Here is a 15,647-nt window from a genome sequence, read left to right on the forward strand (position 1 = left end):
ATTTAACGCCAGACAGTTACAATAATCGCATTCGCTTATTTTTCCATGGTTAGTCCAAACACTGACGACAACAAAAAGCTGATTTTACTTTCTGGGGAAATACTAATGAATAAAAAGACTACCACCTTATCTCTGATAAGTGTCCTAATCTTCACTATTTTTTTAGCAAGCTGTTCCAAAAGTATTGATCGACATAACGTTGTAATTGATGACGTAAAAGTTGATGTACAAAAAACAAAAATCATTAAGCCACACACTGCTGGTAACGAAACTTCTAGCAAGCATGCAATAGCTATTTTATATGAGATTAAAAATAATGGATCAAAATCAATAAATCCAGATTATATTGCGGATTCAAAAATTTATCCATATCAGAAACTAAAGAAATCGAATAAACAATTAACCGAAAATGTTGGTGCAGATTTGGATGTAACGCTTGATAAAAACCAATCTGCCAAAGTCACGAGGATTTATCAATTAGAGAACACCAAAGATCCTGTTCTTTTGAAATTTAAAAGTTCCGATAAAGATCAGGATTTAATTTTAGACCTAAATAGGTCTGATTCCAGTGACAAAAACAAGTCACAAAATGAAAAAAAATCAAAAAAAAATAACGGAAAAGGAAAATTACCTGATGGTGTAGAACAATTTAAAACTTATAATATCAACTGGTCAGATAATTCCTGGTCCGGCGTAACAGTTAAGATTCCTGATGTTAATGTCGGAAAATTTACAGAACCACAAGATATTAATGGTGAAACTGCTCAAGGTACAATAATCGTCAATTTCGAAATATCGACCACAGACACCGACATCAATATTTATCCCAATCAGTCTGAACTCCTAACAAATAATGGAAATCAAATAAAAGCAGATTTAATCGAAAGTGACTCAACTATTGGTGGAGAATATATGGCTGGAAGCAAGAAAAAAGGACAAGTGGTATTTTTGATTGAAAACATGAACGATATCAAAGAAATTACTTCACTTAGATTGAAGTTCCTTGGAAACTTAGCAAATAGCGAGACTGATGAGATAGATATTTATAACTATACTCATGATTACGACACCGGAACTCTCGAATTAAACTAACAAAAAAAGCCCTCTGGGCTTTTTTTTTCATCCTAAAAAATACTCGCAACCAAATTATGGTTACGAGTATTTAGAGGTAATAAACTATTCTTCTGACAGCTTTTTAACAACTGATGATATTTGAGGATTTTTTAAAATCTCTATCACATGTCTTTCAATAACTTGTCTGTTAGCAGATGCACCCTGTGAACATTTAGGAAGGTCTAATTGAAGAATTTCTTCTTCTGATAGGGGGTGCTTTAAGTTATTTGCCGGCATATCATCCATTTTCATATTCGTATTTCTCCCAACATTTATCTAATTTTTTCAAACGATAAAACAGAGAAACTAATGATCCCTCCCGGAATCGAACCGGGGACCTACTGCTTAGGAGGCAGTTGCTCTATCCTGCTGAGCCAAGGGACCAAAAAAAGGTAACACTAATATCGTGCCACCAATAAAATTTATTGTAAAGGTTTTTTCGGTTTACGCTTACCTTTATTCTTTTGATCACGTAAACGTTTCTTGTGCTTTGGTTTCGGTTGACTTGAAGCTGTAGCTTTTTTACGTTTGTGATAAGTCTCTTTGTCAGAAAAAGTACCATCATGATTCAAGAATACTTTTTGAATATCAAGATCATTGAAAGTTTGCAAGTTTCTGAAGTCATGACTATTACCAAAAGTAACGACATCACCGCTCTTGCCCATCCGACCTGTCCGACCGGCACGGTGCAAGTATTCGGAATTGTCACGAGGGATCATGTAATTGATGATCGTTGTAACATCTTCAATATCCATCCCACGAGATGCGACATCTGTAGTAAGAAGCAATGTAACTTTCTTGCTAGAAAATAGTTGCAAGGCAGTCTTTCTTTGCTGTGAAGACATCTTACTGTCGAGTGCCACGAAATTAGTCTTAGCGTGGTCCAAATCACTAATAGCCTTGTGCAACGAACGCGAGTTGTTGAAAAAGACGATTCCGAGAAACTTCTTATTATGAGCCATTTCACGGATCAAGATGTTTTTCATCCCGTCGCTACCAGTATTAATGAAATAATGACTAATACCTGCCGTATATGAACGATCATAACGTTGGTCGATCACTTCAAAATCTTTCCCAAACCACTTGGACATATTTTTAAAAATATCATTCCCGGTAGCTGAGAAAAAGGTCATCTGCACGTCAGCTGGCATTTCGTCGATAGTTTCGCGAACGGCGTCTAACTTTGTTTCATTCAACATTTCATCCGCTTCATCAACGATCACAGTTTGAACGTTACCGAGTTTGACTTTACGTGCATCCGTCAATTCTTTCAAGCGGCCCAAAGTTGCCACTAAGATCTCAGGCTTTTCTTTTAATTTTTTCAACTGACGTTGGGGATTAGCCCCACCAGTTACTGCTTGAACCGAGCAACCAACCGCTTTAGCCAGTGGTTGAAGAACCGTTCTAACTTGGATAGCTAGTTCTTGTGATGGCTCTAAAATCAAAACTTGCAAGCCATCTTTTGGCACTAAAGTTTCGATCATGGGCATGGAAAAAGCTAAGGTCTTTCCTGAGCCAGTTGGTGCCATTGCTACTAAGTCCTTGCCTTGTTTGAAAGGTTGATAAACCGTTTCTTGGATCTTAGTCATTTGTTCAAAATTATGTTCTTTGAAATAATCTTGATAAAGTTTAGGTATTTCCAATTTATTTATCCTCATCTGCTTCAAAAATAATTCCTGCTGAAGCCCTTGCGTGTTCTAGAATGCGATTAACTATTCTAGCATATCTCGACAACTGTTGGTACTTATCTTGGTCATTTTGTTCGATGATCCGAGCAAATTCCACAGCTTCGCAATCCATTGGGTTGTCATCCTTAGTAGTTGGAATCACCTTAATATCTTGACCAGCCACACTTTCTTCAAGCTTAGTAATGTCACCACCGCTATCTAGTAGCAATGTTTTCTTACCAAAATAAATTTCCGAAGGCATGACCGAATTCTTCGTTTTTCCTATTATAATATTGACGTCAAAGTCATCATATTTGAGTGTTAAACTACCACTACCGTCAACACCTGAAGCAAGGATCTCTGCTTGATAGTCGAACGACTTAGGCTCACCGAATAAGACAACGGCGTCATAAACAACGTAGACACCTAAGTCATACAAGGCACCACCAGAAAATTTAGTAGTAAAGACATTCGGATTTTTTCCAGAAAGAAAGTCATCATAACGACTGGAATATTTCATATATGACAAAGTTGCCCCGGATAATGCCGCCTTATTAGCATCAACGTAAGACTGAATTTTTTCAAAAATAGGCTCTTCAATATGACGAGCAGCCTCGATCAAAAACAAACCATGCAGTTGAGCAGTCTCTTGAAGAATAGTCAACTCACGGACATTAGAAGTACTAGGCTTTTCAACGATAACATTCTTCCCATTTTCCAAAGCTTGCTTAGCTTGAGCAAAGTGCAAACTATTTGGTGATGCAATATAAACCACATCAAATTTATCGCTAGCAAAAAATTCATCCAGATCAGTAGTCAATTGCACATCAAAAGAAGGAAACTTGTCAGCGAAATCCTTAGCCTTAGCCTCAGTCCGAGAATAAACCTCAGTCAAAGCAAATGATTCAGTTTCTTCGGCAGCGGAAACAAATTGTTGTGTAATCCAATTAGTACCGATAATTCCGAGTTTCAACATAAAAATCACCTCAACACCAATTCTACTGATATAAATAAAAAATAGCTACTCAAAAAGCTCTCCATAAATAAGAAGATATACATCTATTTATGGAACAGCAAAATCACCAATACACTCAATCAAAAAGCAAAAACAATTTTTCTCTTAAACTTACTTCTTTGAACTTTTGCCTTCAAATTTATCAACAAACAAAACACAAACAAAAATGAAACAGATAAGTCCCCCAATCAAAATTTAATTCCAAAAAAAAATATAGATACCCGAAAATCAACCAAACAACAACCGCAATAAAGATAAGTACCGTAACCCCACCAACAAAGGAGGCTTAATGCAACTTAGGTTCTGCGGAGGGTGGAGGGAATTCGCCGTCAGCCGCGAAATTTTCGTTTGCACGGCATGGGCCGTGCTTACGAAAAGACCCAGCTTTGAGATGTCCAAGGCGGTTTCCCTTGGATAGCTCAAAGTGGGTCCGCAGCGTTCCACGGCGCAATTCCCGGACCAAATTTCTGGATAGTTTTTTATAATAGTCTATACTCTAAGTTGAACAGAAAAATTATTAAAAACATAAGAGGGTGTTATCGTGGAAGAACAGTTCACTCATCCGTTAGAAAAAAAGCTGATCCGCTTAAACTTAAAAATCCAACAGATTTTTTTATACCGTGTCATCCAAAAAACTGTTCTAACCATCTTTCCCTTCGCCTTAATTGGAAGTTTCTCCAGAACCATCCAATTAGTCTTCTTAGGAAAAAACGGTCTTTTCAGCAACTGGACTGATTTCTTGAGTGACAATTTGTTTTATCAAATAGATGATATTTTTTCAGCAATCTCCACCATGACCTTAGGCTGGATCTCTGTCATCGCTGCTTTTTCCGCGGCTAAGTATACTGCTAAACACTTCAAACGTGACGATCAACTAGCTGGTATCACCGCTTCGATCTCGTTATTGATCGTGGCTTACACTTATTCACGGAAAACTCCGATGTCATTTCACAGCGCCGTTTTAGGTATTCGGGGATTGCTTTTTGCCATTTTATTAGGGATATTCATCGGTTACTTATTCAAATGGACTAGTAAAAAAGCCACCGCTCCTAACTCCTTAGCGATGTCTTAAAACATGTTGCAACGGACCGGGATCTCGATCAAGCCGATCTTGATTGCTATCGTGATATCAGTCATCATCAGTGACTTAGTTACCGTCACTTTTTATTCTAACTTACCAGAAACGATCATCACTGCCCTTTCCAGTACAAATCCTAGTTCTAAACCGATTTTGAGCTTGTTAAGAACTTTTGGGCTTGGATTATACTCAATCATCATGTCCTTTTTAGGTTGGTCCGGTCCCTATTCGGCAACTAACTTTGCTTACGCAGATAACTCAGCTGCCACAAACTTGCAATACGCCTTAAACCACCATACAGCTTGGGGTGCACCTAATTTATTTAACAGTTCCACTCTTTATCACACATTTGCTACTTATGGTGGTCAAGGTGCTACTTTAGCTTTGATCATTGCGATTCTTTGGGTCTCTCGTGATCGTGATTTCATCAACGTTTCGCGTTGGTCGTTGATACCTAGTATTTTTAACGTCAACAGTGCTTTAATGTCGGGTATCCCCGTCTTTTTCAACGTGATTTTTTTGATTCCTTTCATTCTAGCTCCAATGGTCAACATGATTCTTGCTGTCATCGCTTTACAACTCCATTTAATGCCACCAGCCGTCTACTCGGTCCCAGTTGGCACGCCAGGTCCTTTGATAGCATTCCTAGGTACCAACGGTAGTTGGCAAGCTTTATTGTTCACCATCATTTCCTTATTCGTCTCGACGATCATTTACATCCCCTTCGTCAAAATTGCCGAACAAGTTAAACTTCAAGACAATTTAACTTTGGAAAAAGGAGGCGTTTCTCGTGAAAACTAAATTCATCAAACAACCCGCTTCCAAAAAAGGTTTCAAGACGATAATTTGGCTTTTTATCATTTTGACCATTGTCGCCATCCCCTCTTATTTTTCAACTAAAAATGACATCAAAACGCTTGCTGGACGTTACAATTCACCACTCTCGCCAATCATCATGATTCCAGGTTCTAGTGCTTCAGCCACCCGCTTTGAAGACTTAGTTGGCACCATCAATAAAAAGTTCGACGAGCACCACAGCCTGCTTGAACTGACTGTCCATAAAAACGACACGATCACTTACAAAGGTTCGATCAAGAATAATGACAATCGTCCTTTCATCGTTGTCGGTTTTGAAAATAATAAAGACGGTTACAGCAATATCAAGCAACAAGCTCGCTGGTTCTCAATTGCTTTCAACGATTTAATGTCTCGTTATAAGTTCAATAACTTCGATGGATTTGGTCATTCCAATGGTGGCTTGATCTGGACGTATTATTTGGAACATTATTTCGATTCCAACGACATCAACATGAACCGGATGATGACCGTCGGGACGCCTTACAATTTCGAAGAACGTAATCAATCCAAACGGACGCAAATGCTCAGTGATTTTGAAAAAAACAAATCTAAATTACCTACTGACTTAACCTACTATTCAATTGCCGGAACAAAAGCTTATACTGATGATGGGATCGTTCCTATCGGTAGTGTTGAAGCAGGAAAATACATTTTTGAAGGTCAGATCAATCATTACACTTTGATCACTTTAACTGGTAAAAATGCCCAACACTCTGATATGATCGACAATCCGCAATTTATCTCGCTCTTTCATCAATACATCATCAATGATAAAAATGCTACACCGCCTAATAAGACTGACCGTCGTTCTGTAAATAAATAAGATTAATATTTAATTATTATCCTAGTTGTGTAGATAAATTAAATCGTTTATCATTGATTTAGACATTTTTTAAGGAAGGAGGCCCACCATGAAAGCAATTCTCACAGTATTTGGAAAAGACCACACCGGAATCGTGGCGAAAGTTTCCAACAAACTTTCCGAACTAGACATTAACATCATCGATATCTCGCAAACTTTAATGCATGGTAATTTCACCATGATGATGATGGTCGAAATACCTGATACATCAGATTTTGATTCCGTGAAAGACAAATTCGAACAACTAGGCAAGGATACTAATTTAGACATTCACGTTCAACGCCAAGAAATCTTCGATGCCACACAAAAACTCTAGGAGGTCCACATGGAAACTAATTCAATCTTAGAAACTATTCAAATGATCTCCGAAGAAAAACTCGACATCCGGACGATCACAATGGGAATTTCCCTCATCGACTGTATCGACAGTGACGGAAAAAAAGCTCGTCAAAAAATTTATGACAAGCTTACTACTAAAGCTAAAGACTTAGTCAAAGTAGCTGATGAGATCCAATCAGAATACGGTATCCCTATCGTTAACAAGCGTATCTCGGTAACTCCGATCTCGATCATCGCTGCTGCATCTGATGACAAAGATTACGTTGCCTACGCTAAGACGATGGATCAAGCTGCCAAAGAACTCGGCGTCGACTTGATCGGTGGTTTTTCAGCCTTAGTTCAAAAAGGCTATCAAACTGGTGACGAAACTTTGATCCAATCGATCCCGCAAGCTTTAACTGAGACTGAACGTGTCTGTGGTTCAGTCAATGTCGGCTCAACTAGATCAGGTATCAATTTAGATGCCGTTAAACAAATGGGTCACGTTATCAAAGACTTGGCTAAAGAAGACCCTGTCAACTGCATGAGCTTAGTTGTCTTCGCCAATGCCGTCGAAGATAATCCATTCATGGCTGGTGCTTTCCACGGTGTCGGTGAAGCAGATTGCGTCATTAACGTCGGAATCAGTGGACCAGGAGTGGTCAAACGTGCCCTCGAACAAGTCAAAGGTCAACCGATCGATAAAGTCTCCGAAACCATCAAAAAAACAGCCTTCAAAGTCACAAGAATGGGCCAATTTGTCGGAAACATTGCTTCTAAAGCCCTCAACGTACCATTCGGTATCGTCGACTTGTCACTAGCTCCAACTCCAAACGAAGGCGACTCAGTCGCTGAGATCTTAGAAGAAATTGGTTTGGAAAGTGTCGGTGCCCCTGGTACGACTGCAGCCCTAGCCCTCTTAAATGATGCCGTTAAAAAAGGTGGCGTCATGGCTTGTGAACACGTTGGAGGACTATCTGGTGCCTTCATCCCAGTATCAGAAGATGCTGAAATGATCCGTGCCGTAACTAAAGGAAATCTAAATATCGAAAAACTCGAAGCAATGACAGCCGTTTGTTCCGTGGGATTAGACATGATTGCTATCCCTGGTGACACAACTGCAGAAACGATCAGCGGAATGATCGCTGACGAATCAGCCATCGGTGTCATCAACAACAAGACCACTGCCGTAAGAATCATCCCTGACACAGGCAAAAAAGTCGGTGACACAGTAGAATTCGGAGGACTATTCGGACAAGCACCAGTAATGCCCGTAAACACCAACAGTCCAGCAGACTTCATACATCGTGGTGGACACATACCTAGTCCTATACATTCATTTAAAAATTAAAAGATCAGAGAGCGCAGCGAGGTTGGTCAGCTGCTGAGGATTAACGCGTGTAGTCGCACAAGGTGCTGCGAAGCAGTGCCGCGACTACATGTGTTAACCGGAGGCCGCTACCTCGCGGAGCTCGTTTTCAGATCAGAGAGCGGAAGGCGACGGTCAGCTGCTGAGGATTTAGGGACTGTCAGCACCCAAGGTGCGACGAAGTCGTGCCTGCTGACAGTTTCTAAACCGGAGGCCGCTGTCGCCTGGAGCCCGTTTCAACATCCTTGAGAATAAAGGTAAAAAGCACTATCCAAACCGCTGCATATTTAACCAGCAAAATTGGATAGTGCTATTTTAATTAAAAATACAAACGAAACAATCCAGCGGATATCAAAAAGCACACCACAACTAGATGGGTGAACAAGAAGATTCTACCTCTCAAACAATTTTCCAATAAAAAAGAGTCCCACAAAATTGCAGGACTCTTTTCATTGTAAGTTGCACCGATCTTCCAAACGCCAAAGCGCCGACCGGATTCTACTTACGAGGTTTGGCACCGACAAGAAGTATCACACACTACTAGTACTCAAGTCAATCTATTTCCATCAATCATTGACGATAATACAAAAAAGATGAATTCCTCCTTCAACACAAGAAGAGATTCATCTTTTTTAATTATTTCAATTTCAAGCTAGTAACTGATTCAATATGGTTTGTCATTGGGAACATGTCCACTGGCGTTGTTGAATCTGCTTGATATGCGTCGCTTAGAGCCTTGATGTCACGTGCTAGTGTTGCTGGATTGCAACTGACGTAAACGATCTTCTTAGGCTTGATATTGACGATACTGTCGATCAATGATGATGCTAGTCCTTTACGTGGAGGATCGACCATTAAGACGTCGACGGCAACCTTATTCTTAGCCCAGTCATTCAGGACGTCTTCTGTCTTACCAACGATAAAATCAGCATTCTTGATTCCGTTAATGTCAGCATTTTGTTGAGCATCTTTCACGGCGTCTTCAACTACTTCAATACCAGTAACTTGTTTAGCTTTATCCGCTAATGACAATCCGATCGTACCGATACCAGAATAGGCATCGACAACGTTTTCGTTACCCTTCAAGTCGGCTTTTTCAATAGCTAATTGATAAAGCTTTTGCGTTTGCGTTGGGTTAACTTGGTAGAACGAACGTGGTGAAATACGGTAAGTGTGACCTAGAAGCTTGTCATCGATGTAAGCTGAACCAGCTAACAGTTTCATTTCGTTACCTAAGATGACGTTCGTCTTCTTTTCGTTGATGTTTAAATAAAGTGACTTGACGTCCTCATTAGCCATGATCTCGTTAGTGATGTCTTTGTAATGAGAAATGTCACGGACACGAGAAACTAGTACGACCATCATTTCACAAGTGTAATAAGCACGACGGACCATGATCGTTCTGATTTGACCTTTATGATTTTCTTCATCGAAACCACGAACTTTGTATTTCCGTAAAATATCACGAACGCGTAAAATCTCAGCATCGATCTTAGGATCTTGAATCAAAAAGTCTTCCATCGGAATCAACTCATGCGAGTGACGACGATAAAATCCAGTCGTTAATTGATGGTCAACTTCACGAACAGGAACTTGAGCTTTATTCCGGTAGTGGAATGGATCTTCCATGCCTAAAGTTTCGTTGACGGGAATGTCCAAGTGGTTCTTTTGGTAGTTGACTTCAATTTGATGTTGTTTGAACTTCAATTGTTCTGGATAGGCTAAATGACTCAATGGTGCGATACCAGTACGCACGTAGACATTGTCAACGCTATCGACACGGTCAGGTGACTTCTTCAAGATCTCCAAGGCCTTGGCAAAGCCGTAGCTCTTACCTACTTTGGTGATGACTGCTTTGACAGTTTCACCAGGCAAAGCATTATCGACAAAAAGTGTGAAGTCATCGACTTTAGCCACACCTTTACCTTCGTATGATAGATCGTCGATTGACAATTCTAGTTGGTCATTTTTTTTGATATTAGGTTTATCCATATTTCTCCTTACATAGAAAAAACAGCCCGAGGGACTGTTAATCTAAGTGTTTTTCTTCTTCAATTATTTTCTCGCCGACGTCTTTTTCCTCGTCCGAACGAGTATCAAGAGCTTTCAACGGGATCGAATCTACATTTGCATACATCCTAACATGATTATGCAGATTCTTAAACTTCATTGGTGCATCTCCACCATATTCGCCGTCTAAGTTGATCATGATGCGGTTATCATCATTGGCTTTGACGGTGATTTCTTTTGTCTTAGTATAAATAACTTTCGGATTGTCTACGTGACGACCACCATTCAATACTAAGGTGATCAAATGGACTAAGTCACGCAAGTTTGTTTCTTTGACGATGATCAAAGAGAACGTTCCATCTCCGATGACGGAATTAGGCGCGATTTGTTCCATTCCACCGATCGAGTTAGTTAATCCGATCAAGAACATCGTTGCCTTGCCGTCAAATACGCCATCGTCGTATTCGATGTGCATGTCAATGGGGCTGATCCTAGGTAATAGTTCAGCTCCTTTAACTAAGTATGCAAGGTAGCCCAAAATGGACTTGTATGCGGACGGAACCTCATAAGTCAGTTCCGTCATCGAGCCTCCACCGGCGATATTAATAAAATAATGTTCGCCAGCTTGCCCGATATCTACATCAAGCTTTTGTTTTTTCAAAACTACCTTGGCTGCTTCGACAACGTCATCACGGGGGATCTTCAAAGCTCTCGCATAATCATTAGTGGTTCCTGCTGGGATGATGGCCATTTCTGGTCGTTTTTCCAAATCGGCTATCCCATTGATAACCTCATTGATCGTTCCATCGCCTCCGGCAGCAACTACTAAATCAAACCCCTCTTGTGCTACTCTTCTAGCTTCCTTAAGTGCTGACTTTTTCTTGGCAGTTGTTCGATAGGCACTAGCTTCATAGCCGGCCTCTTCCAAGACATTTAAAATGTCACCTACACTGTGTGGCAGTGTTTCATGTCCAGATGTAGGGTTATAAATCAATCTAGCACGCATAAAATACTCCTCGCTAACGGATATTTAATTCTTCCATCAGTATCTTGTTAACAACTTTTGGATTGGCTTGTCCACGTGTCTTCTTCATAATTTGTCCGATCAAGAAGCCAACAGCACGATCTTTACCATTCTTAAAGTCGTCGATCGATTGTTGATTGTTATCTAATACATCAACGATCATTGGCTTCAAGACTGCAGGATCTGATTCTTGGACCATGCCCTTTTCTTTGACCCAACCTTCAGGTTCTGTACCGTTACTAATTGTTTCTTGGAAGACTTTCTTCGCGATCTTCGATGAAATTGTTCCATCAGAGATCAAGTTGATCATCTTAGCCAAGTGTTCCGGCGTTAATTTAGTATCTAACAAACCGATTTTCTTTTCGTTCAAGTATCCATTAACTTCACCCATCAACCAGTTTGAAACTAGTTTTGGATTAGCATCATACTTAACTGTTTCATCAAAGAAGTCTGACATTTCCTTTGTATCTGTCAAGACACCAGCATCGTATTCAGGAATTCCAAGTTCGTTGATATAACGATTACGACGTTCTTCCGCTGGTTCAGGTAATGAGTCTTTGATCTCTTTGATCCATGATGGATCGATGTTGAATGCTGGAAGGTCTGGTTCTGGGAAGTAACGATAGTCATCTGCTCCAGATTTAACACGCATTAGCACTGTTTCACCGGTCTTTTCGTCAAAACGACGTGTCTCTTGACCAATTGTTCCACCATTTTTCAAAATAGCTGCTTGACGTTTTTCTTCGTAAGCTAAGCCCATTCTGACATAGTTAAATGAGTTCAAGTTTTTCAATTCGACTTTAGTACCTAATTTGTCAGAACCAATTGGTGTGATTGAAATGTTCGTATCAACACGCATTGATCCTTCTTCCATCTTAACGTCAGATGCGCCAGTAAATTGGACGATTTGGCGAAGTTTTTCTAGGTAAGCATATGCTTCATCAGGTGTGTGCATATCAGCTTTAGAAACGATTTCGACAAGTGGTGTACCTTGACGGTTCAAGTCAACGTAAGAACTGTTACCGTGGTGAGTATTCTTACCAGCATCTTCTTCAACGTGAAGTTCTTCGATACCGATCTTCTTCTTTTCACCGTTGACTTCAACTTCGAGCCAACCATCATGCCCTAGTGGTTTTTCATGTTGTGTTAATTGATAAGCCTTAGGGTTATCTGGGTAGAAGTAGTTTTTACGATCAAAGTGAGTGTGCTTTTCGATCTCTGCATTCAAGGCTAAAGCAACCATGACACCTAGACGATATCCACCTTTGTTAACTGAAGGAAGGACTCCAGGAAAACCGAAGTCGATCACGTTTGTGTTTGTGTTAGGTTCAGCACCATAAGCTACTGGTGAAGGACTAAACATCTTTGAATTAGTCTTAAGTTCAACGTGGACTTCTAGACCGATCGTTGTTTCAAAATTCATTAGTCTTCCTCCTTTAATGCAGTTGGAATCTGTTCATAAAATTTGTTTTCTTCTTGCAATGCATACGCAGCATTGAAGATTGCTTGTTCATCAAATGAATTAGCCATCAATTGCAAACCGACAGGCAAGCCGTTGACTGTTCCAGCAGGAACTGAAGCAGCAGGCAAACCAGCTAAGTTAGCAGGAATAGTTAAGATATCATTCATGTACATTGCCAATGGATCATCGATCTTTTCGCCGATACCAAACGCAGTTGAAGTTGTAACTGGTCCAGCGATCAAATCGTATTTGTCGAGAACAGCTTTCAATTCGTTGATAAAAATAGTTCTAACTTGAGCAGCTTTTTTGAAGTAAGCATCGTAAGCACCAGCAGAAAGCGTAAATGTTCCTAGCATGATACGACGTTTTACTTCATCGCCAAAGCCTTCTGAACGTGAGTTAACGAATAATTCTTTGATGTTCTTAACATCTTTAGCACGGAAACCGTAACGAACACCATCATATCTTTGAAGGTTTGAAGAAGCTTCTGAAGATGCGATTACGTAATAAACTTCAACCGCATGCTTCAAACTTGGCAAACTAACTTCTTCGACTGTAGCACCGAGTTTCTTATAAGTTTCGATGGCTTCATCGACTGTCTTCAAGACTTCTGGATCAGTTCCTTCATGCCAAAATTCCTTAGGAACGGCAATCTTTACACCGTGCATGTCTTTGTTCAAGTTAGCACGATAGTCAGGAACTTCTTTTTCAGAACTAGTTGAGTCATGAACGTCATGACCTGCAATCGTTGTAAGAACTTCAGCTGAGTCTTCAACGCGTTTTGACATAACACCTACTTGGTCCAAACTTGAAGCGAAAGCAATAACGCCCCAACGTGATACACGACCATAAGTTGGTTTGATACCAAAAATACCGTTGAATGAAGCTGGTTGTCTAATTGAACCACCAGTATCTGTACCTAAAGCAGCGATAACATCACCACTGGCAACAGCAGCAGCTGAACCACCGGATGAACCACCAGGAACCTTAGTGTAATCCCAAGCATTGTGGGAAGTTCCATAGTATGAAGTTTCAGTTGATGAACCCATGGCAAACTCATCTAAGTTTGTCTTACCAACATTGATAGCTCCAGCATTCTTGAGCTTTTCAGTAACTGTAGCATCGTAAATAGGCATAAAGTTAGACAAGATCTTACTTGAAGCTGTTGTTAATACGCCTTTAGTCAAAATGTTGTCTTTGATAGCTACGGGAATACCTGAGAGGCGACCTTCGATACCTTTTTCATCGACTTTTTTAGCATCTTCTGTAGCTTGGTCATTGACTGTTACGTAAGCATTTAGTTTAGCTTCTTTGTCGTTGATATTTTGCAAAGTATCCTTAGTAAGGCTTTCAGCTGTGATTTCTTTGTCAGCTAATTTCTTGTGCAATAAATCAATTGTTTCGTTAAAGTAATCCACTATTCGCCATCCTCCTTATCAACGATTGATGGTACCTTGATCAAGTTATCTTGAACTTCTGGTACGTTTTCGAGTAATTCTTCACGAGTTTGGGTATGTTTACCTTCATCTGCGCGGAATACGGTAGTTGTATCACTCATATGATAAGTTGGTTCAACACCTTCTGTATCAACGGTTGATAATTGACTAGCCATCGTAACGATGTCGTCCAATTGTGAAACGAAGCCGTCTACTTCATTGTCTTTTAGTTTTAAGTTTGCCAATTCAGCAACGTGTAAAACTTCTTCTTTTGAAATCATAACTTCTCCTTTACTAATCTGCATTGAATACGTGCGAACTAAATTTACCATCAGTTCTAGTAATAAATGCTTGTTGTTGGTCAACAGTTTGAATCGAAATATCTAAGTCGGCACCAGATGGCAAGTACTTGCCTGCACTATCTTGCACGAACTGGGTGAAACTAGTTACTTGAGCTAATCCATCAAATTGCGTGTTAATAGTAATATCTAATGACGTCAAGTTTTTCCCGTCGTAGTGTGCTTGAGCAGTAACTCCTGACAAGTTAGGGAAATAGTCTTGGATGTGGGACTTAAAGTTTGAAAAAGCATCTTCATCACTACTACTGATAGCCTTTTCGTTATTCACTGTTGGTAGCATCTGACTCTTGTAGCCAAGATCCTTCCAAGAGCCTAACTTACCAGACTTGCTGACAGAATATTGGATGTAATTTCCACCTACGATCGTATCTTCTGGAGCAACCGAATAAAGGCCTACAACGATAGGAATATCATTGCCGACTTGTTTATCCTTACGTAGTCGTTTAACTACTTCAGCAGCGATCCGTTCACCGGCTTGCTTTTGTGCTTCAGTTGAGATCTTAGTTTGGTAAGTTGCACCATATTGTTTCTTTTGGTAGTAGTCGACTTGATTTAAAGCAATACCGATCGACATACCAGCTAGTTTGTATTTACCATCTTGCTTAGTTAAATAGTCTTCTTCAAGCATTTGTTGTAAGTACATTGGCTCACGTTTATCAGCTTTAGTTGAGCCATTTGACTTAGGATTTAAACCAGTTGGATTTTTCTTTGATTCGCGGCCTAGCCATTTATTGACCGTTCCGGCTGTCAAGATTTGTCCTTCTTGGAAGACATAATCTTTAGTTGAAAATTGATCTTTTGAAAGTTTCATTAAGCCACTTTCAAAACTACGGGTATTGAACTGGTTCGTATTATTTGAAGCAGTCAAACCACTGATCGGACTAGTCTTGTATTTACCATTATTTAGCAATACATCATAACTGCTTGAGTCAGTTGAGTTAGTCGTCTGGACAGAAGAGTTCGTGTCCCCTCCACCAGAAGATAGACTAGAATCTTGTAAATTTCCACACGCCGATAAAAGCATCACCGATGCCATCAACAAGGCAGTGGTTTTTATGAATTTTTTCAAAAGTTAT

General features: G+C 39.9%; 15 protein-coding genes and 1 tRNA gene. 6 read left to right on the plus strand and 10 right to left on the minus strand.

Annotated features, from left to right (window positions below; all coding sequences use genetic code 11):
* Positions 1-105: 105 nt before the first annotated feature.
* Positions 106-1,092, plus strand: a complete 987-nt coding sequence (locus EKM69_RS04325) for a DUF5067 domain-containing protein (protein ID WP_164505844.1) — start codon at positions 106-108, stop codon at positions 1,090-1,092.
* A gap of 84 nt (positions 1,093-1,176) precedes the next feature.
* Here the strand turns inward: EKM69_RS04325 and EKM69_RS04330 are convergent, their stop codons facing one another.
* The 4 genes from EKM69_RS04330 to EKM69_RS04345 all read right to left on the minus strand — a co-directional run bounded on the left by EKM69_RS04330 (position 1,177) and on the right by EKM69_RS04345 (position 3,756).
* The gene (locus EKM69_RS04330) at positions 1,177-1,365 is read right to left on the minus strand and encodes a hypothetical protein (RefSeq protein WP_125708490.1); all 189 of its coding nucleotides are present in this window, start codon (positions 1,363-1,365) and stop codon (positions 1,177-1,179) included.
* Positions 1,366-1,423: 58 nt separating this feature from the next.
* Positions 1,424-1,497 (minus strand) — tRNA-Arg (locus EKM69_RS04335).
* A 38-nt stretch (positions 1,498-1,535) separates the two neighbouring features.
* Positions 1,536-2,756 carry a DEAD/DEAH box helicase gene (locus tag EKM69_RS04340; protein WP_225423832.1) on the minus strand — a complete coding sequence of 407 codons (1,221 nt, stop codon included), beginning with the start codon at positions 2,754-2,756 and terminating at the stop codon, positions 1,536-1,538.
* A gap of 1 nt (position 2,757) precedes the next feature.
* The gene (locus EKM69_RS04345) at positions 2,758-3,756 is read right to left on the minus strand and encodes a Gfo/Idh/MocA family protein (protein ID WP_125708492.1); all 999 of its coding nucleotides are present in this window, start codon (positions 3,754-3,756) and stop codon (positions 2,758-2,760) included.
* A 580-nt stretch (positions 3,757-4,336) separates the two neighbouring features.
* Here EKM69_RS04345 and EKM69_RS12475 point away from each other — a divergent pair.
* From EKM69_RS12475 to EKM69_RS04365, 5 genes are all read left to right on the plus strand, one after another.
* Positions 4,337-4,867 (plus strand): hypothetical protein, encoded by a 531-nt coding sequence (locus EKM69_RS12475; protein WP_225423833.1) that lies wholly within the window; start codon positions 4,337-4,339, stop codon positions 4,865-4,867.
* 3 nt (positions 4,868-4,870) lie between these two features.
* Entirely contained in the window at positions 4,871-5,674 is an 804-nt protein-coding gene (locus tag EKM69_RS12480) for a PTS transporter subunit EIIC (RefSeq protein ID WP_225423834.1), read from the plus strand.
* On the plus strand, positions 5,664-6,554 hold the full coding sequence (locus EKM69_RS04355; protein WP_225423835.1) for an alpha/beta hydrolase: 891 nt from the start codon (positions 5,664-5,666) through the stop codon (positions 6,552-6,554). The genes EKM69_RS12480 and EKM69_RS04355 overlap by 11 nt, the downstream gene beginning before the upstream one ends.
* An 88-nt stretch (positions 6,555-6,642) precedes the next feature.
* The gene (locus EKM69_RS04360) at positions 6,643-6,909 is read left to right on the plus strand and encodes an ACT domain-containing protein (protein WP_125708494.1); all 267 of its coding nucleotides are present in this window, start codon (positions 6,643-6,645) and stop codon (positions 6,907-6,909) included.
* Between the two features lie 9 nt (positions 6,910-6,918).
* On the plus strand, positions 6,919-8,262 hold the full coding sequence (locus EKM69_RS04365; protein WP_125708496.1) for a PFL family protein: 1,344 nt from the start codon (positions 6,919-6,921) through the stop codon (positions 8,260-8,262).
* 654 nt (positions 8,263-8,916) lie between these two features.
* On the opposite strand, the gene rlmD is transcribed toward EKM69_RS04365, so the two are convergent.
* Genes rlmD through EKM69_RS04395 form a run of 6 tightly spaced genes read right to left on the minus strand, consistent with a single transcriptional unit; the run spans position 8,917 to position 15,640 of the window.
* Positions 8,917-10,272: a 23S rRNA (uracil(1939)-C(5))-methyltransferase RlmD gene (rlmD, locus tag EKM69_RS04370; RefSeq protein WP_125708498.1), complete on the minus strand. Its 1,356-nt coding sequence runs from the start codon at positions 10,270-10,272 to the stop codon at positions 8,917-8,919.
* 37 nt (positions 10,273-10,309) lie between these two features.
* On the minus strand, positions 10,310-11,296 hold the full coding sequence (locus EKM69_RS04375; protein ID WP_125708500.1) for a diacylglycerol kinase: 987 nt from the start codon (positions 11,294-11,296) through the stop codon (positions 10,310-10,312).
* Between the two features lie 13 nt (positions 11,297-11,309).
* On the minus strand, positions 11,310-12,737 hold the full coding sequence (gene gatB / locus EKM69_RS04380) for an Asp-tRNA(Asn)/Glu-tRNA(Gln) amidotransferase subunit GatB (RefSeq protein WP_125708502.1): 1,428 nt from the start codon (positions 12,735-12,737) through the stop codon (positions 11,310-11,312).
* Entirely contained in the window at positions 12,737-14,194 is a 1,458-nt protein-coding gene (gene gatA / locus EKM69_RS04385; protein WP_125708504.1) for an Asp-tRNA(Asn)/Glu-tRNA(Gln) amidotransferase subunit GatA, read from the minus strand. The genes gatB and gatA overlap by 1 nt, the downstream gene beginning before the upstream one ends.
* Positions 14,194-14,517 carry an Asp-tRNA(Asn)/Glu-tRNA(Gln) amidotransferase subunit GatC gene (gatC, locus tag EKM69_RS04390; RefSeq protein ID WP_225423836.1) on the minus strand — a complete coding sequence of 108 codons (324 nt, stop codon included), beginning with the start codon at positions 14,515-14,517 and terminating at the stop codon, positions 14,194-14,196. The genes gatA and gatC overlap by 1 nt, the downstream gene beginning before the upstream one ends.
* Positions 14,507-15,640, minus strand: a complete 1,134-nt coding sequence (locus tag EKM69_RS04395; protein ID WP_125708508.1) for a CamS family sex pheromone protein — start codon at positions 15,638-15,640, stop codon at positions 14,507-14,509. Before EKM69_RS04395 ends, gatC begins: the two co-directional genes overlap by 11 nt.
* Positions 15,641-15,647 lie beyond the last annotated feature (7 nt).

This window comes from Companilactobacillus zhongbaensis (assembly GCF_003946515.1).
GTDB classification, from domain to species: Bacteria; Bacillota; Bacilli; order Lactobacillales; family Lactobacillaceae; genus Companilactobacillus; species Companilactobacillus zhongbaensis.